Source organism: Methylocystis sp. L43, from assembly GCF_015709525.1.
Lineage (GTDB): Bacteria > Pseudomonadota > Alphaproteobacteria > Rhizobiales > Beijerinckiaceae > Methylocystis.
The window spans coordinates 105,709-122,916 of record NZ_JADNRA010000026.1; the positions used below are offsets into that span (position 1 = coordinate 105,709).

The following is a 17,208-nucleotide window of genomic DNA, read 5'->3' on the forward strand; positions in this document are numbered from 1 at the left end:
GTGTCGTCATTTTGAGACACGCGGCGGTCCTGTCGCAAGCAACGCTGGCTCAAGGCTAATGCGCGTCAACGTTTTCGTTACCGGCGAAAGATGACGCTGAGATTATGGGCGGGCATGTCCACGATTTGAGGCTCTCCAAATCCTTTCGCGCGCGCGCAGGCCACGACATCTTCCAGATCGCGGATGCCCCACGCGGCGTTGCGAGCGCGAAGGCTCGCATCGAACTCAGCGTTGCTGGGCGCTGTATGCGCGCCGCCGCGCTTGTATGGACCGTATAGATAGAGCGGCGCGCCCGCGGACAAGGTCCTGATACCGCCTTCGAACAAGGCTTCGGTCGCGCTCCAGGACGAAATGTGAATCATGTTGATGCAGATGATGGCGTCCGCCGTGCTGATCGGCCAAGGAAAACACTCGACGTTCAGCGTGAGCGGCGCATTCACATTGGCGAGTCGCGTCGAGGCGGTCCAGGCCGAAATGCTCTCTCGCGCTTCAGCGTTCGGGTCCGACGGACAGAATGTCACTCCGGGCAGATGCTGCGCGAAAAATGTGACATGTTCTCCTGCGCCGCTCGCAATCTCGAGCGCCACCCCTTTAGCCGGTAAGACGTTGCGCAGGACGTCGAGGATCGGCCGCGATTGCGCGCGGTCGATGGCGCGAAGAGGCGCTTGTCATTCATCTGTTTCTCTCACGGCGAGATCCTTGGCTGAATCGTAGGCATGAAATTTGATGCGCTCATGCACGAAAGGCGGGCTCCTGACCGTCCTTCAAGAAGCGCGCCTGCGCGCGGCGTGCAAAAACTCGTCTCTTGCTGTGTTGAACTGCGGATGGGATCTTGAAAATGTCTCAGCTCTTCGAGCTTGTCGCCTCAGAGCATCGATCGTTTGTCGTATTGGCGACGCTCCGCCTTCGCGGCCACCCCCTGCGGCGCTTTACCAAAGAAGAGGCGGCGATCCTTTCGCGCGCCCTCGACTCCGTCGCGAAGGGCGACCACGGCGAACAGCAAATCTATATGAGCCCCATCGCCAGCGATCATGACTTCGATGCGAGGGTCGAGCACAGCGGCATCCTCGTCTCCTCCGAAGGTCAAGCGGACGTCAAACTGGACTGGCGCGAAGCGCGCGCCCTGGCCGAACAGTTGAGATCGTTCGCCTCCGCGTGACGGCGGCCTTACGCTTGAGCGGCGCGCTTGGATTCCCAAGCGGCGCCGCGGTTCAGTTTGCCGCCAGCTCAAACTGCGCGACCACGGGCGCGTGAAGCGATCCTTCGACAGGCTCTTTCGCATAGACTTCGTCCTGCAGCCCTTCGTTGAGGATCGTGGTCTCGCGCCAACTGGCGGCCAACGCGCGCGAGGCGAGGAGGTGGTCGATCAGCGTTTGACGTCCCGCATGCACTACGGTGAAGCGTCGCGACGGCGCGACGCGCTCTTCCAAGGCGACGAGGGCCCGGTCGCCTTCCGCCGCTTCGTCTCCGCCGCCGCGCAAGAGTCTGGTCGGCGCGTCATGCTCGTCGGCGTTGAAGTCGCCGACAATTGCGATCTGCGCCTCTGATTCCGCGTCAAAGAGCGTTTCGGCGAACAGCCGGGCCTCCAGCGCCTGGCCTTCGCGCTTGAGCGCCGCCACGAACTGGCCCTCGATCTGTGCGCGGCTCGATCCGAGGCCGCGCGCCGTCGCGATAGGAATGGCGCGCGGCGCGCGTAGATGCAGATTGACGACGTGGAGCGCGCCACCGTTGGGAAGCTCGACAGCAGCGTAGAGCAGGGGCCTGTCCCAAGCGATCTCCACCGGCTCCTGCTGGGAGCCGTCGGCCTCCCGCGGCGGCGGCCAGGCCCATCGCGCCACAATGTCGTGGTGGATCTGCCGTTGCGCGCGCATCGGCCATCGTGAAAGGATTGCCAGATTATGCACGTCGGCGGGGGCGTCGCCGCCGGGCCTGACGGTCGTCGCCCGATGAAAATTCGCGTATCTGGTCGTCGCAAGCAACTGGTCGAGCGCGATATATTGCCGCGCGTCGTGCTTGTGACGCCTCTGCGCATGAATTTCCTGCAGGCACAATATATCGGCGTCGAGCGTCTCCAGCAGGGGCCGTAGCGCGTCGGTTCGGCGCGCAAACGCCGCCGGCTTGGTCCCCGACCAATCGAGATTTTCCAGATTGAACGTCGCGACTCGGAACGCTTGCATCATCAATCATCGCCCGAAGAGTCTGCGTCCGCCAGCAGATTGCGCCTCGACGACGTCGACATTTAGCGGCAATATCGGCGCTATTTCCAATTCAGGAGCGCGATGTGTCCCTATTTGACGGGATTCCTTTCTTTGTTGGCCTTGACCCGACGCGCGGCGAGCAGCTGGCGCGCCATTGCGTGCGCAGGCGTTACGCCGAGCATGAGCTGGTCCTCGATTTCGACGATCCTTCGACCGATGTGTATTTCATCGTCAGTGGCGACGTTCGAGTGCTGATACGAACCGCCGCCGGCAAGGAGATGATCTTCGGGGACTTCGGACCGGGCAAATTCTTCGGCGAGATGGCGGCGGTCGACGGGGCCAAGCGCTCCGCCAATGTGACGGCGCTCACCAACGCGGAACTTTTGCTGGTGCCGCCAGTGGTCTTCAAGGAGATCCTGTTTCGCGAGCCGGAGATTTGCGAGCGGCTGTTGCGTCTGCTGACGGCGCGGGTGCGGGAACTGAATACGCGCCTGTTCGAGCGCTCGGTGCTCGACCTCAAGCATCGGCTCTATTCCGAATTGTTGCGCATGTCGGCGCCGCGCAAGGGATCGACGGGACAGTCGATCGTATCGCCGCCGCCATTTCAGCATGATCTCGCCGCCCGTATCGGTTGTCGGCGCGAACAGGTCAGCCGCGAACTCTCGGCCATGATCGACGAAGGCCTCGCCGAAAAAATTCGCGGCGGTCTCGTGCTGTTGCGCCCGTCGGTCCTGGAGAAGCGGGTTCAAGAGGCGCTCAACGAAGCTGAATGATCCGTGTGCGTTCTCGCACAAACAGATGAGGAACAGGGCGCTACCGTCGCTATGCTGCCGACAAGAGGCAAAGGACCCGCGGCAGAGCAAGCGACTGGGAGAACCCAAAATGATTCCCGAATTGACGCCGATCGAGCGTTGCGCCGAAATGGCGGGTCTGCGCGGCCATGAACTCATCTTGGGCGTGAGCCCCAGCGACAAGCACCATCGCATGCTGGCGCGATACCGCCGGGCCGTGTCGCTCGACGCGGCGCGCGGGCGAGTCGTCGCCGACATCCGCAATGCGGTGGAGATCGGCGCGTCGCGCCGCGCCGCCGACTTGCTGATCGTGCTGCGCTGGCTCCTCGCGCCGGGCGCGTCTTGCGACGATACACGCGCCATCGCGCGTCCGCGCCGCCGCGCATTCTCGGCGCGCTGGCGTAGGGGCGTCATTCTTTCGTCGGTCGCCGAGCGGTCGTCGACTGAAAGCGGCGAAGTTGTCTCTCTCTTCGACGGCGGGCTTCGGCGTTAGCCGCGCGTCGCGCCTGTGCTTTCAAGGCAACACCCGAGAATTTGTTGTATCCGCCGTTTGCGCAAGGAAGCTGGGCAGAAAAGGCCATAAACCTTTGCTGCATAGGATTAATTCGCAGCAGACACCTTGCGCCGTCGTGTTCTTTCGCATCGGCGCATCGTCCGGCGCTAGCTTGCTACTCCAGGCGACATGAGTCAGCTTCCGGTCCAGCTGACGGTCCGGGCTTCGATCGCCGTTTTCCGATTTTTTTACGGGGGCTTGCCATTTATGTTCGCATATAGAGCGGCGCCGAGGCTTTTGGGCGCACTGATTGCCGCATTCGCACTTTTCAGTCCGGCTCTGGCGCAGGAGGATCCGCGCGCCGAACAGGAGCGCCTCGCAGCCTATATTCAGCATAATCCAACCGACTATGACGCGACCTATCGCTACGTCCTGCTGTCGACGGAGCTACGCGACTATGAAGCGGGAATCGGCGCGCTTGAACGCATGCTGATGTTCAATCCGAACTTGTCGCGCGCTCGAAAGGAGCTTGGTTTCCTTTATGCGCGGCTCGGCGCCTATGAACTCTCTGCGCAGCATTTGCGCAATGCGCTCGCCGAAGGCGGCCTCGATCCGGTTCAGGTGGCTCAGGTCGAAGCGCAGCTGCCCGATATCGAGAAGCGCACCCAAGCCAACCGGCTTTATCTGCGGATGCACGTCGGCCTGCGGGCGCAATCGAACGCCAATTTCTTCCCGACCAATAATCTTTTTCAGGTCGGCGGCGTCGGCGTCGCGTCGGCCGCCTCGCGCAAGGGCGACATCAACAGCTTTCAGTTGGTGCAGGCCGCGCATGATCTGGATTTTCAGAATGCGCGCGGCGACCAGCTCGAGACGCGCGTGACGGGCTACGCCACCCAGCAATTTCGCCTGCCGCAATATAGCGTCGCGCTGTTCGCCGGCTCCGTCGGACCACGCATCCATATCGCGCCCGATCTTTATCCGGGCCTCTCCATTAAGCCATATGTGACCGGCGCGGTGGCGCTGCTCGGCGGCAGCAATTATCTGAACGCCGGCGGCGCGGGCATGAGTTTCGGCGCGGAACTCAGTCGCGACCTGTGGTTTGAGCCGGGCGCCGAATGGCGGGCGATCTGGGTTGATCCTTCGCCGGGCTACCTCGGCTATACCGGTTTTTCGCCCTATTCGACAGTATCGACCTTGGCGACTGGCGACGTCGTCACCGGCTACTTGAGCAGCTCATACAGAATCACCAACGACCTGAGGCTTGAAGGTCGCGTCGCCTATACGCGCGCATGGGCGGGCAATCCGCAGCAATCTTCCGATCAGGTGGACGTTCAGGCGATGCTGCGGCTTGAGGTCGACCCGCCATTTCCAATTATTCCGCGCCGATGGACCCTCGCGCCTTATGGCCGCTTTACGCATCTTGCCTTCGACGCCGCCAATCCGGTGATCAATCCCTTCGTCGCGCGTCGAGACACCGTCTGGATCGGCGGCCTGATGGTGGACTTGCCGGTCACGCCGTATTTCGGTTTCGCCGGCAACGTCGAGTATGCGCGCAACGATTCAAATCTGCCGAATTTCAAGACTGACAACGTGTCCGTCAGTTTCGGGCCAACGGCAAAGTTCTGACGGAGACGATAAATGAAAAAGTTCTCCGCGGCCGCCACAACCGCTCTCGCGCTCGTCGCCGGCCCCGCGCTCGCAGATAACGTCGGGAACGTCGGCGCGGTCAATCAGAGCGCGCACGGCACACCGCCGGGCGCCGCGAAGCGCTCGCTATCGGTTGGCCTTGGCGTGCAGCGGCGCGAGCGCATCGAGACGAGTCCGTACGGCAGCGCCCAGATCGTCTTTAACGACACATCGACGATGACCGTTGGACGCAACAGCGCCGTCACCGTTGACGATTTTGTCTATTCACAAGGCGGCGGCGGTCAGCAGGGCGTGTCGATGGCGAAGGGCGTCATGCGCTTCGTCGGCGGCGGCGTCAGCCACGAAGGCGGCACAAGGCTGCGGACGCCGACGGCGTCCATCGGCGTGCGCGGTGGGACGGCGCTGGTTCGGGTTGGCGGCTCATGCGGCACGCTCGTCGTGCATCAATATGGTTTCATTGACGTTGGCGGCCAGGCGCTCACGCGCTCGGGCTATGGCGTTTGCGCGCCGAACGGCGGGCCGGTGTCGGAGCCTTTCCTCGTGCCGCCCGAGACGATCGCGGAAATCGTCGCCGCGTTGGAGAGCGGCAAAACGCAGCGTGGCGGCGCCAAGCGCGCGCCGACGAACGAAGAGGCGAATCTTGCGCTCGGCAATGATCGTCCGCCGGACGTCGTCAGTCCGCCGGGGCTCGACGCGCTGGGTCCGGTTTGGTTCGGCAATGCGCTGGTGCAGAGCCGCGCCAATGTCGACAATCAGCCTGCGCCGCTGCCGACGCCCGCGCGCCAGGGAAATGGCGGCCACCACGACGATCATGATCACGGCGGCCATGGCGGACATGATCACGGTGGTCATGAAGGCGGCGAGGGCGGCCACGGCGGACACGGCGAGGGCGGCCACGGCGGACATGGCGAGGGCGGACACGGCGAGGGCGGCCACGGCGAGGGCGGCCACGGCGGACACGGCGAGGGCGGACACGGCGAAGGCGGCCACGGCGGACACGGCGAAGGCGGCCACGGCGGCGGCTATGAAGGCGGCGAAGGCGGTTATGGCGGCGGCTATGAAGGCGGCGAGGGCGGCCAATACAGCGGCGGCGGAAGCGAGGGCGGCCACGGTAACGGCGGCGGCCATGGGAGTCACGGAAGCAGCGGTCATGGGAGCAGCGGTCACGGAGGCGGGCCTGTTGCGATTGATGGTCCGGGCGACTAGTTCTGCGGCGTCGCCAGCCGCGCCGATCCCCCCGGCGGCGGCGTGACCGTCATGCGAGGTGGAGATGTTGAAGCGGCGTCGCGCCTACCTTCTCGCGATCGTCGCCGCTGCGGTTCTCATTTTTCCCTGGGGAGTTATTCAGCCCCGGGCGCTGGACGACCTTCGCAACTTTGTCTTCGACACGTTTCAGCGTCTGGCTCCTCGCGCCTATGATCCCGAGGCGCCGACGCGGGTCGTCGGCGTCGACGAAAAAAGTCTCAGCGCCTATGGGCAATGGCCTTGGCCGCGGGCCCGGCTGGCCGAACTTCTTGACCGCCTGCGCGAACTCGGCGCGGCGTCCATAGCCTTCGACTTTATCTTCGCGGAGGCGGATCGCGCCGGAGCGTCCCAGCTCATCGAGGCGATTCCTGACCCGCGCGCCCGCGCCGTGGTGGCGAAGCTCGTCGCAAAAGCGCCGAGCGGCGATCAAGTCTTGGCTCAGGCGCTCTCGAAGGCGCCCGCCACGCTTGGAGTCACGCTGAGCGACGCCGTTTCGGCGCCGCTGCCGGCGAAGTCGGGACTGGTCGTCGCCGGCGACGATCCCGCACCCTTTCTCGCCGCGTTCGCCGGCGCGGTTGGCCCGGAACGAACGCTTGCGGAAGCGGCGCGAGGGCTCGGCGCGACAAACTGGCTGCCCGATCACGACCAGATCGTTCGTCGGGTGCCGCTGGTGACGCGCGCCGGCGACGTTCTCATGCCCTCCCTGGCGCTCGAAGCCCTGCGCATCGCCCAGGGCGAGCCGGCCATCATCATTCGGTCTTCAAACGCCAGCGGACAGACGGCCTTCGGCAAGCAGACGGGCGTCAACGCGATCAAGGTCGGCGCCTTTGAGATTGCGACCGGCCCCAACGCAGAGGTTCGGCCACGCTATTCGCATACCGACCCTGTGCGGGACATTTCAGCCAAGGACGTGCTCGAGGGCCGCGTTGCGCGCGACGAAATCGAGGGGCGCATCATCTTCGTCGGCGCGTTGGCGACAGGTCTCGGCGACGTCCGCGCGACGCCCCTGGAGCCGGTCGCTCCCGGCGTCGACGTGCATGCGCAGATCGTCGAATCAATCGCCTCGGGCTCGTTGCTCGCGCGCCCGGACTGGGCGCCCGGACTGGAGTTCGTCGTCGCCGCCTTCGCGTTTTTGCTGATCATGAGCCTGCTCTTCGTTGCGCCGCCGCTCGTCTCGGCGGCGGCCGCGCCGCTCGCCGTCGCAGGTCTATTCGCCGGCGCCTTTTATCTGTTCGATCGCCGCGGCGTGCTGCTCGATCCCTCTTATCCGAGTCTCGCGATTATTGGCGGGTATCTCTTCGGCGCAGTGACGCTCTGGCGGTCCGAAACTTCCGCGCGTCGCCATGTCCGTCAGGCCTTCGGCAAGTTCGTGTCACCTGCCGTCGTCGATCGCCTCGCCGAACATCCGGAGCGGTTGGTGCTCGGCGGCGAGACGCGCGAACTGACCGTACTGTTTTCAGATCTGCGCAATTTCTCAGGGATTTCAGAAGGCATGAGCGCGCGCGAACTCACGCAGTTCATGAACGAATATTTGACTCCGATGACCGACGCCATCCTCGAAAAGGAAGGCACGATCGACAAATATATGGGCGACGCGGTGCTCGCTTTTTGGAACGCGCCGCTCGATATCGACGACCATACACGCAAGGCCGTTCAGGCCGCCCTGACGATGCGCGAGGCTCTCGTCAGCCTCAACAAAAGGCGCGCCGAGGCCGCTGCGTCGTCGGGCAATGATGCGCAGCCCGCGGCTATGGGGCTTGGCCTCAATCTCGGCCCTTGCAGCGTCGGCAACATGGGATCCATCCGCCGCTTCGACTATTCGATTCTCGGCGACACGGTGAATCTCGCGTCGCGACTCGAAGGGGCGAGCAAGGCGTTTCAGACGGACATTGTGGCCTCTGGCGCGGTGCGCGACGCGGCGCCCGACTTCGCCTGGATTGATCTTGGCCGTGTCCGCGTCGTCGGAAAGAGCGAACCGACAAGGGTTTTCGCGCTCGCCGGCGATAGCGGGATGGCGGTCTCCGACTCGTATGTGCGCTGGCGCAAGTCGCATGACCTCATGCGCCAGGAATATGAGTCGGGCCGATTCGAGGCCGCCGCCGAGGGCGCCTCGGCGTTGGCGCGATCCGTTCCCGAGCCCTGGTCCGCGCTCTATGTCGTCTTGGAGCAGCGGTATCGTGGTCTCGCCAGGGAAGAGTCGCAGGATGACTGGTCTTCGGTATGGAATCTTTCGAGCAAGTGACGTCTTCGTCCGAGCGCGACTGCTGTCCCGCCGTGTAGCCACAAGTATTATGGGTTTCTCTTATGATCGCTACTCGCGCATGATCTCACATCCGGTGCAGAATTATTGGGCCCTGATCGCCGGGCGTCACGATGCGGATGCTTTTTCGGTCATCGACGCCGCCTATCGCGAACCGCAACGCGGCTATCATGATTGGGGTCATATCGTCGATCTGCTGACGAAGCTCGACGCCTTGAAGGCGCTCGCCGTCCGGCCCGACCTGATCGCCGCCGCCATCTTCTGGCATGACGCTGTGTATGTGACACGCGACGCCGACGGTCTGCTTCGTCCCGACGCCGAAAATGTTCGCGCCAGCGCAACGCTCTTCGAACGTCACTCGAAATTCGACGAAACAGACGCGCAGGCCATCCATGATCTGATCATGGCGACGGCGAATCACCTTAATGCGCGCGCTCCGGCTGAGCATTATCCCGGCTTTTCGCGCGATCTGGACCTCTTCCTCGACCTCGATCTTTCCTCGCTCGGCGCGTCCTGGCCCGAGTTCAAGCAAAATCTGGCGCGGCTTCGTTTCGAATACGCCTGGGTGCCCGAGCCGCTCTTTTGCCTTGGGCGGCTCCAGATGATCGACACATTCGCCGCGCACGGAGACGCGCTCTACCGTCGCGACGAATCGCGCAAGCTCTGGTCCGCACGGGCGCATCAAAATCTCGCACGCGCGCAGGAGGAATTGCGCCTGCAGGTGGCGCGGCTCGCCTCGTCCGCCTAGAGCGCTTCCCGAGCACATGGACTCATGTGATTGTTAGGGAGCGCTCAAAATCAAAATGTTGGAGCAGGTTCTCATCGAAAAAGTCTGTCAACTTTTTCGGAACCTGCTCCAGTTACAAAGCGAGCGCCGAGCGCACCTTCGCGGAATAGCCGTAGATGTCGTCGTAAAGCTTCAGTGCGCCCTCGTCGTTGACTACGGCCGTGAAATATACGACGTGCACCGGAATGGGCTTCGCCAGATTGATGCGGTGCTCCTTCTTGCCGATCAGAGCCTTCAGGCGCTTTTCGTCGTAGCCAGGACGCCCGATGACTTCTTCCGCGAGCTTGAACGGATTCTGGACACGTACGCAGCCGTGGCTATAGGCGCGCTTGGCGCGGGAGAAGAGTTTCTTCTGCGGCGTGTCGTGCATGTAGATCAGGAGATCGTTCGGGAAGACGAATTTCAACCGGCCAAGCGCGTTCTTCTCGCCAGGCTCCTGTTGAACGATTGGCTTTCCATTGCGGTAGGTCACTTTATATCCGCGCGCGCGGAGCTTGGAGAGCTTGCCGCCGGTTTTGGGCTCCAGCTCCTTCTCGATAATCGACTCTGGAACGGTCCAGGTCGGATTGATGATGATATATGGCATCACGTCGGAAAACACCGGTGTTGGCGACGTCTTCTTCCCGACGACAGCACGCTCGCGCTGCACGAGTTCATTGTCGCGCGTGAAGGCGACCTCGTATTGCGGAATATTGATTTCGAGGCGCGTCGCGCCCATGTCGCGCGGCTCCCAACGCCACCGCTCCATATTGGCGATGATCTCCGCCTCGACGCGCTTCGCCTTGGCGTCGGAAAGCGACGCAAAATTCGTGATGGGCCGCGCATCCGAGCCGTGAGCCGCAGTGGCCTCCTGGCGCGGATGGCCGCGCGCGGCGCGCAGTTCGGCGAGTTTCTCGCGTAAGGCGGCATAGGCCGGGTGCGGCGGATTGAAGGCCGCAAGCCGCTCGCCGGCCGCCTCTCCAGCCTCGGCGACCGCGTCAAGCGCTTGCGCCGGCTTTGCCACCTTGGGACGCTCCTCGATGTCATCCGAAATCGCTGCCGGATCGACCCTGGAGCCGCTTGCCTGCGCCGCGTAATCTGCGACAGCCTCGGAGAGGGCCAGTTCGCCCGCGGCGCTCCAGGACGACTCTTGGGCAGGCGCGTTTACGCGCAGACCGTCGCGGCCGGCGTCGCGCAGCGTGTCCATGGCGCTGTTCGCCGAGTCGGTGAAGCCGTCGGCGTCGCGCCAGATCGGCGCGTAATCGCGCTTCTTGTAATAAGCGACGATTTCCGAGCGTTGGACGCTTCGGTCGGCGTGGGGCTCCTCATTCGACCAGTCGCGCAGTGCGCGCTCGAGACTTTCGCGCACATCGGTTGCTTGCCGGTCGCCGACCCTCTGCTGCTCATCGACGCCTTCGCGCGAATCTTTTCCCTGCTGCTTTTCGAACTGGTCGAGCCCCTGGCGCTCATCGGCTTGTAATTGCTCATCCGCTTCCCGTTGCGCGTCGGCCGTCGGCCTGTCGAAGTTCTCGCGCTCGAGCGCCGGCTTCGCCCTGCGCTCTGTGGCCGCTGGCGAGTCTGGCGCATCGTTTTGCGCGCTCGACATTTGCGCCATGGCCGGGGCGGTGAGCAGGGCGCCTGCGATGACGAAAGGAGCAGCCTGCGGGAGGAGCGAAACGCGAAACATGACTCGAACTCCTGTGAGCCTCTTACAAGGCCTTGCGGCAAACGAAACGGATCGTTTGTCCGCGCACGCCATAGCCTTCGTCCGTCTCGACGGTGACGCCATGGCAATTCTGCGTAGGATCTGACTGTGCGACGGCGGTCGACTCCTGCCAGTCGACGGGAAGGATGAAGGGCTTTACGGGCGAGGCGGCGGCGGCGGCGCGCGCAGGCTGCATGTCTGGCGCCTTGATGAGGAGCGCCTTGGCGGCGGCGAAGCTGACATTGGCGGCGAGGATCGCGAAGGCGATCTTCATGGCCAGCGCGATGCGAATCGGTCGCGAAGCGAAGCTGGTCTTGGTCGTGCGGTTCGTCGTGTTGTTCATAGAACGGTTCATGGCGAGTTCCCCGTGGTCCGTCCGCTCGATCAGCGGATGATTGGACCCTAGAACGCCGCATGAGGAGTCGCGGTGCGCTGACGCACAGGGCGCCAGATACAAGAACTCCCGGCCTTGTGGGCCGGGAGCCAAACTCATCAGACGTCAAAGCCGCCGTCGCCGCCGCTATCGAAGCCGCCGCCGTCATCGAAGCCTGGGTCGGCGCCATAGTCGGCATCCTCCACCCCGCCGGCGTTGTCGTAGCCGGAGTCGTAACCGGCGTCGGTGGCGCCCGAGCCCGATTCATCGCCGTAATAGTTGTTGATCACCGTATCGCCGCCGGTTGGCGTAAAGCCGGAGCCGATGCCGAGATTCCCCATCCCGCCATAGCCGCCGCCATGCGAGAACAGGCTGCGGATGCCGTCGGCGAGCAGCACGCCGCCCGCGACGCCCGCGGCGGTGCCCAGCGCGCCCTTCAGAAATCCGCCGCTTTCAGGCGCAGGCGGCTGCTGCTGGCCCCAGCCCTGCGGCGCGTAGCCGCCGGCCACGGGATTCATGCCGCCCTGCTGGGCGCCGCCCCAAGGGCCGCTCGGACGAGCCTGCTGAGGGGGACGCGGCGGCGCCGGACGGGGACCACCGCCGAACAGGCCGCCCAGGAAACCGCCGGCAGGCTTCGACTCAAGCTCCTGCACACGCGCCTCTAGTTCCTCGATGCGCGCATTGGCGCCTTGCAGCGCCTGATCCTGCACGATCACGGTCTGCGCCAGGAGATAGGGCGCCGCAGGTTGTGCCTTGATCTGTTCGCTGATGAAAGCCTCCGCCTCCTGGTCGCGCGGCGTCGAGGCGGCGCTCTTGGTGCGCTCGAACAGACCAGCGATGAGTTGGCGTTCTTCCGGTGACATAGGGTTTCTCCATAGTGGCCGCCCTCAAAGGCGCGGCGATGGAAGATATGGCCCCGGCGCAAAACGCCGCCAAGGCCCAAGCGCAAACGCGGCCGATTAAACTTTCGAAATCTGGCGGTGAAGGGGGAAGCGCCCCAATTCTTCCGCGCTACGCGTGCGGCCAGTGGCGTTCGCGGAACCAGCTGCGATAGTCCGTCATCTTCGCGCGCTGCGCGGCCGGCGCGCGCCGCGTGCATGTCGCCGCCTCTGCGCTCCCGTCCGAAGCGCCCCACCGCAGCTCGACGCAGTCGTTGGGATTGTAGCCCATCTCAAGATCAGCCGCGCGGTCCATGACTTCTTTGAGCGAGAGCGTCCAGGCGGAGCCGTCGCTGCGCGTATAGGAAAATGTGCGGGCCGCGAGTTCGCTCGCCAGCGCGCTTTGCAGTTGGGCCTGAACGCCCGCCGGACCTCTGCCAAACGGCATGGCGTAGCGATCGCTGCGTCGAGCGACACGATCTGGAAATCCGCGCACAACATCGATCGCAATCAGCAGGCGGAGATCGCGCGCCGGCGTCGAGAAGTCCTCCCAAGCGCCGCTGGTCGCGAAGATCGCCGGGCCGTCGGGCATCGGTGCCTCGCCACGCCCGCCGTTCTGGAACTTTCGACCGTTTTCAACCGCCGTCGCGCGCGTCTTCACCTGCTCTTCAAGCGCGGTGATGGCCGCCATCATCGCGCGCGTCGGATCTAGCGGCTCAGGCGACATCACCTCATCCATGCGATCGTAGAAATCCTCGGCGCCGAACTGCGACTGCTCCAGGGAGAAATCGCCGTAATCCGGGTTCTTGGCGATCTCGGCATTGGTGAGCGCCCGCAAGCCGCTGTTCTCCCGCACGATCGGCCGGAAGCGCTTGAAGCCCGGGCTGCCGAGGGAAGCTCCGTTCGCGAAAAGGAAATTGCCGCGCCAGAACCGCTTGCGCGTGACGGTGCCATCCGGCTCGGCGTCGACGGCGAGAAAGACGCCGGCGGCGTCCGCCGTCTGCGGAATGCGTTGCACCAGCATCATGACGTGCCCGTAAGGATCCGCGTAAGCCGTTCCGGGACGCAGCGTCTCCTGCGTCAGCGGGATCGTGTAAAAATCGGATTTGTCGCTGTTCGCCGGCGCGCGCACCGAACCGGAATGAACGACGTCGCCCACTGCCCGTAAATATCCGGCGACGCCGGCCGGCCGTTTAGGCGCGGGCGGTTTCGCAGGGGCGACCGGCGCAGTCGTCGGCGCCGCGGCCGGCTGGCCCTGCTGAGGCTGTGCAAACAGCTGCTGTAAAAAGTTCGTGGGAGGAGCCGCTATGCGGGTAGGGGCCGGCGGAGCGGCGGCCGACGCCACGGCTTGTTCGGGCGGCGGCGCGGGTCGGGTCAGTTGGGGATGCAGTATATCGAATCGTTCATTGCATCGCGGCGGCGCGCCGCCGGCCCCGCGCGAGCAATTCGAATAGGCGAAAGGCAGCCCCATCTTGTAGGCGAAATAGGCGCGCAAGAAGTAGACGAAATCGGCGCAGTCGGGTTTCAGCGATTGAGTGAAGCTGTCTTCGCGCATGCCGAGATGATTGAACAGGACATTGCGCGACGGATTGCGCAGCACCTCGTGCCATGTCTTCCACGACTGCTCCGCTTCGAGCGGCGCGTCAAAAAGCTTGGCGATCCACGCCGAGTACAAATTTTCAGTTGAACGGTCCCAACTGTTGTGCAGGCGCCAGACGCTGCCTTCCGCCGCGAGCGCGGCCGACGGCTTGCGCGCGCTCACGTCGATGTCCTTCGTAATCGTGCCGCAGGTAAACGAAGAAGTGTCGAGCGTGGCGCGCCACGCGCCGGCGGTCGGCGACGCAACCTCGGCGAACCAGACATAGGGCGGTCCGCCCCGCTGCATGTGCGATTTGGCGGCGATCCTTCCGTCAGGCGCAATCAGCGAAAGCTCGCCGTCGAGCGGCTTTTCCGCAGCAACGAGGACGCGCAAGGGCGCGCCCGTCCACGGCGCCGCCGGCGAGGGCAAAACCGCGACCTCGGCCGACGCCTCGCAACCTTGAGCCTGAGCGTTCGACAAGGGAAAAAGGAAGGCAAAAAAGGCGCCTGCGACAGGCAAGAATGCAGCGAATCGGCGCGCTGAAAACATTTGTGACCCTCTCTCGGACCGCCCTCGATGTGTTTTCTTCGTCAGAAGCCGGTTGCAGGATACGCGTTGGCAGAAATCCGGCTGGGGACTTGAGGCGCGACTTTCGCACAGCGGCCCATTGCTTGCGGCTCATTGTTTGAAAGAAATGGGTCAAAATGGCGACAACTGCGCCATGGCCGCGACGGCGTCGCCGGGCCCCTTTTGCCCCGTCAGCTGAGACGTGGTTCCGAACGCTCTATATCCCAGCGGTCGTGGCGAGATTGCTTGCGGTAGCGCCTCAGTTAGATCGAGGAACAGATGTCGCGCAGAGGAAAAGCGGGTCGCTTCAGGAGCGCGATGAGCTGGTTCAAATCCCGGCTTTGGCTTATTCCAGCAGGCATGAGCGTGCTGGCGCTCGGCGCTGGCTATGCGCTCGTGCATTATCGTTTTGAAATACCGCTCGACGCCAGCGGCACGCTGTGGCTGTTCAGCGGCGACCCGGCCACGGCGCGCGGCCTTCTCTCGACGATCGTTTCCGGCATGATGACGATGACCTCGCTCGTCGTGTCCCTGACGATCCTCGTGCTGGCGCAGGCGGCGCGTCAGCTCGGCCCTCGGCTTATTTACAACTTCATCGGTGACCCAGCGATCCAGGCCGCTCTCGGTCTTTTCGTCGCCACGATTCTCTATTGCTTGTTCATCTTGCGCAGCATCAATGAAGACCTTGGAGCGCAAGGCGTGCCGCGCTTCGCGGTCACTCTGGCGAGCCTCTTGACCATCGCCTGCCTGTTTGCGCTGCTCGCCTATATTAGCAAGCTCGCACATTCGATCGTTTCCGACACCGCCGTCCGCGAAGTTGGCGACAATCTCGACGCCGCCATTGACGAATGTCCCTGCCGCTCCGATCACGCCGATGATAAGATCGACGTCGACGAGGAGAGTCGAGAACACGCCACGCGGCGCTGCATCGGAATGGAACAGAGCGGCTATGTGCAGTTCATCGATTATGACGCGCTGGTCAAAACCGCCGGGCGTCAAGACATCGTGTTGATCATTCACACAGAACCCGGCGCGTTCCTTTTGCAGAAGGGAGACACTGTCGAGGTTCGTTCGAAAGCGCCTGTCGACAAGCGAGTGGAGCGCGACATTCGAGATGGCTTTGTGATCGGCCCCGCGCGCAATCCCGAGCAGGATTTGCAATATTCCGTGCGCCAATTGGTTGAAATCGCATTGCGCGCCCTGTCGCCCAGCGTCAACGATCCTTACACCGCAACGGCCGTCATCAACCGGCTCTCCGCCTCGCTCGAGAAAGCCGGCGCACGCGAGCTATCGACAAAATACTACCGCGACAGAGCCGGTCGTTTGCGGGTGGTCGCCTCAAACGGCGGCTATGCGCCTGTCGTCGAGACCGCCTTCACGCAAATTCGCGCCGCAGCCGAGGGAATGCCCGCAGTTCTCATGGTGCTCGCAGAACGCATCCAAGACCTGCTGCACAGCGCGGAGCTGCCAGAGCAACGCGAGGCTCTGCTCGAACAGCTCCAGGCGATCCGCTGGACGATTGCGCAGATCAACGAGCCGGAAGATCGCAGGAAACTCGAAGCGATCGTCGCCGGCCCGATGGAGACGAGCTAACGCGATGCTCCGGCGTGGATGGCCGAACAAGGCCATGACGCGGAGCCTCTACTCACGCAGCGGTAAACTTCTCGCTGAAGATGCGGTCGTGCGGCACGCCAGCGGCACGGCCAGCTTCCTCGGCCGCGGCGATGAGCGCAGGCGGGCCGCAGACGTAAATGTCCGGCGTCTCGGATGCCGTCGACAGCGCCAGCGCCAGCGCTTCGACAGGCGTGCCGACGAAATCGCGCCATTCCTGTTCCGGCTTCCAGACGCAGAGCGTCACGACGAGCTGTGGCAACGCCGCCTTGAGCTCCTCGATCACGTCGAGCGCGAAAAGCTCGTCGACTTTGTTGACCCCGAAGAACAGCCGGCAGGAACGCTGATCGGCGAATTCGGCCATTTGCCGCAGCATCGAGAGCGCCGGCGCGAGGCCGGTGCCGCCGACGACAAACCAGCGCGGCGCCGCGCTCGACTCATCGAGGGTGAACTGCCCCTGCGGACCGCGCACAAACAGCGTATCGCCGATGGCGGCGCGATCACGAAGATAATCCGAAAAGGCGCCGTGCGGCTGAAGGCGGATGAACAGCTCGAGCGTTCCGTCCCAGTTCGGCGCGTTGGCGAGCGAATAAGAACGCTTCGGGGAGCCGTCGGGAAGCGTGAGTTCGATGAATTGGCCGGCGGTGAATTGCGCCGCGCGCCCGAACGTCGGATCGTCCTCATATTGAAGCTGCAGGCGCAGCGTTCCAGAGCAGGCTGGCTCAATCGCAACGAGCGTCGCACGCCGTTCAGGAACCGGCGCAAAGCCGACCGCCGCTTCGTCGAACGGCGCCCGCAAAGCGAGATCGCTGCGCGGCTGCGCGCGGCACAGCAATATGTCGCCCGCCATGCGCTCGTCCTCGCTTAGCGCTACGCTGCTGTAGGACATGAGTTCGACGTCTCCACTTGCGCGAGCGACGCGGCACGCGCCGCAGCCTCCCTCCCGGCAGGAGGAGGGGAGATAAATGTTCGCGCGTTCGGCGGCGTCCAGTAGCGTGTCGGAGGGATCGGCGTCGAAGGCGATCGTCGCGCCGTCGCGCGTGAGCAGGCTGACCTTGTACATGGCGGATTCCAGCGAAGGGCGGACGCCCGAGG

At 64.0% G+C, this 17,208-nt stretch carries 14 protein-coding genes and 1 pseudogene; 8 read left to right on the plus strand and 7 right to left on the minus strand.

What is annotated here, in order from left to right; translation table 11 throughout:
* Positions 1-77: 77 nt before the first annotated feature.
* Positions 78-676 (minus strand): annotated as a pseudogene (locus IYX23_RS08425) (DUF938 domain-containing protein).
* Between the two features lie 162 nt (positions 677-838).
* Here IYX23_RS08425 and IYX23_RS08430 point away from each other — a divergent pair.
* On the plus strand, positions 839-1,159 hold the full coding sequence (locus tag IYX23_RS08430) for a hypothetical protein (protein ID WP_196392473.1): 321 nt from the start codon (positions 839-841) through the stop codon (positions 1,157-1,159).
* Between the two features lie 52 nt (positions 1,160-1,211).
* Here the strand turns inward: IYX23_RS08430 and IYX23_RS08435 are convergent, their stop codons facing one another.
* Complete coding sequence (locus IYX23_RS08435; RefSeq protein WP_196392474.1) at positions 1,212-2,180, minus strand: endonuclease/exonuclease/phosphatase family protein; 969 nt, start codon at positions 2,178-2,180, stop codon at positions 1,212-1,214.
* A 101-nt stretch (positions 2,181-2,281) separates the two neighbouring features.
* Here IYX23_RS08435 and IYX23_RS08440 point away from each other — a divergent pair, with 101 nt between their 5' ends.
* From IYX23_RS08440 to IYX23_RS08465, 6 genes are all read left to right on the plus strand, one after another.
* Positions 2,282-2,971 (plus strand): Crp/Fnr family transcriptional regulator, encoded by a 690-nt coding sequence (locus tag IYX23_RS08440; RefSeq protein WP_196392475.1) that lies wholly within the window; start codon positions 2,282-2,284, stop codon positions 2,969-2,971.
* A 109-nt stretch (positions 2,972-3,080) separates the two neighbouring features.
* Positions 3,081-3,482 (plus strand): polysaccharide deacetylase, encoded by a 402-nt coding sequence (locus tag IYX23_RS08445; protein WP_196392476.1) that lies wholly within the window; start codon positions 3,081-3,083, stop codon positions 3,480-3,482.
* 297 nt (positions 3,483-3,779) lie between these two features.
* The gene (locus IYX23_RS08450; protein ID WP_246716584.1) at positions 3,780-5,108 is read left to right on the plus strand and encodes a tetratricopeptide repeat protein; all 1,329 of its coding nucleotides are present in this window, start codon (positions 3,780-3,782) and stop codon (positions 5,106-5,108) included.
* Positions 5,109-5,120: 12 nt separating this feature from the next.
* The gene (locus IYX23_RS20490) at positions 5,121-6,335 is read left to right on the plus strand and encodes a FecR family protein (RefSeq protein ID WP_196392478.1); all 1,215 of its coding nucleotides are present in this window, start codon (positions 5,121-5,123) and stop codon (positions 6,333-6,335) included.
* Between the two features lie 64 nt (positions 6,336-6,399).
* Positions 6,400-8,616 (plus strand): adenylate/guanylate cyclase domain-containing protein, encoded by a 2,217-nt coding sequence (locus IYX23_RS08460; protein ID WP_196392479.1) that lies wholly within the window; start codon positions 6,400-6,402, stop codon positions 8,614-8,616.
* Positions 8,617-8,695: 79 nt separating this feature from the next.
* Positions 8,696-9,382: a hypothetical protein gene (locus IYX23_RS08465; protein ID WP_246716585.1), complete on the plus strand. Its 687-nt coding sequence runs from the start codon at positions 8,696-8,698 to the stop codon at positions 9,380-9,382.
* 112 nt (positions 9,383-9,494) lie between these two features.
* On the opposite strand, the gene IYX23_RS08470 is transcribed toward IYX23_RS08465, so the two are convergent.
* From IYX23_RS08470 to IYX23_RS08485, 4 genes are all read right to left on the minus strand, one after another.
* Positions 9,495-11,087, minus strand: coding sequence for a L,D-transpeptidase family protein (locus IYX23_RS08470; protein WP_196392481.1), 1,593 nt, complete (start codon positions 11,085-11,087; stop codon positions 9,495-9,497).
* A 22-nt stretch (positions 11,088-11,109) separates the two neighbouring features.
* The gene (locus tag IYX23_RS08475; RefSeq protein ID WP_196392482.1) at positions 11,110-11,460 is read right to left on the minus strand and encodes a hypothetical protein; all 351 of its coding nucleotides are present in this window, start codon (positions 11,458-11,460) and stop codon (positions 11,110-11,112) included.
* 137 nt (positions 11,461-11,597) lie between these two features.
* Positions 11,598-12,341 (minus strand): DUF2076 domain-containing protein, encoded by a 744-nt coding sequence (locus IYX23_RS08480; RefSeq protein ID WP_196392483.1) that lies wholly within the window; start codon positions 12,339-12,341, stop codon positions 11,598-11,600.
* Between the two features lie 148 nt (positions 12,342-12,489).
* Entirely contained in the window at positions 12,490-14,484 is a 1,995-nt protein-coding gene (locus IYX23_RS08485; protein WP_196392484.1) for a hypothetical protein, read from the minus strand.
* Between the two features lie 336 nt (positions 14,485-14,820).
* On the opposite strand from IYX23_RS08485, the gene IYX23_RS08490 reads away from it, so the two are divergent.
* Entirely contained in the window at positions 14,821-16,095 is a 1,275-nt protein-coding gene (locus IYX23_RS08490; RefSeq protein WP_196392485.1) for a DUF2254 domain-containing protein, read from the plus strand.
* Positions 16,096-16,147: 52 nt separating this feature from the next.
* On the opposite strand, the gene IYX23_RS08495 is transcribed toward IYX23_RS08490, so the two are convergent.
* Entirely contained in the window at positions 16,148-17,176 is a 1,029-nt protein-coding gene (locus IYX23_RS08495; RefSeq protein WP_196392486.1) for a 2Fe-2S iron-sulfur cluster binding domain-containing protein, read from the minus strand.
* Between the last annotated feature and the right edge of the window lie 32 nt (positions 17,177-17,208).

Bases quoted from the DNA above. Each gene is read 5' to 3' on its own strand.
- IYX23_RS08430 (WP_196392473.1), top strand. From the start codon at position 839: ATGTCTCAGCTCTTCGAGCTTGTCGCCTCAGAGCATCGATCGTTTGTC.
- IYX23_RS08435 (WP_196392474.1), bottom strand. From the start codon at position 2,180: ATGATGCAAGCGTTCCGAGTCGCGACGTTCAATCTGGAAAATCTCGAT.
- IYX23_RS08445 (WP_196392476.1), top strand. From the start codon at position 3,081: ATGATTCCCGAATTGACGCCGATCGAGCGTTGCGCCGAAATGGCGGGT.
- IYX23_RS20490 (WP_196392478.1), top strand. From the start codon at position 5,121: ATGAAAAAGTTCTCCGCGGCCGCCACAACCGCTCTCGCGCTCGTCGCC.
- IYX23_RS08460 (WP_196392479.1), top strand. From the start codon at position 6,400: ATGTTGAAGCGGCGTCGCGCCTACCTTCTCGCGATCGTCGCCGCTGCG.
- IYX23_RS08465 (WP_246716585.1), top strand. From the start codon at position 8,696: ATGATCTCACATCCGGTGCAGAATTATTGGGCCCTGATCGCCGGGCGT.
- IYX23_RS08470 (WP_196392481.1), bottom strand. From the start codon at position 11,087: ATGTTTCGCGTTTCGCTCCTCCCGCAGGCTGCTCCTTTCGTCATCGCA.
- IYX23_RS08475 (WP_196392482.1), bottom strand. From the start codon at position 11,460: ATGAACCGTTCTATGAACAACACGACGAACCGCACGACCAAGACCAGC.
- IYX23_RS08480 (WP_196392483.1), bottom strand. From the start codon at position 12,341: ATGTCACCGGAAGAACGCCAACTCATCGCTGGTCTGTTCGAGCGCACC.
- IYX23_RS08485 (WP_196392484.1), bottom strand. From the start codon at position 14,484: ATGTTTTCAGCGCGCCGATTCGCTGCATTCTTGCCTGTCGCAGGCGCC.
- IYX23_RS08490 (WP_196392485.1), top strand. From the start codon at position 14,821: ATGAGCTGGTTCAAATCCCGGCTTTGGCTTATTCCAGCAGGCATGAGC.
- IYX23_RS08495 (WP_196392486.1), bottom strand. From the start codon at position 17,176: ATGTACAAGGTCAGCCTGCTCACGCGCGACGGCGCGACGATCGCCTTC.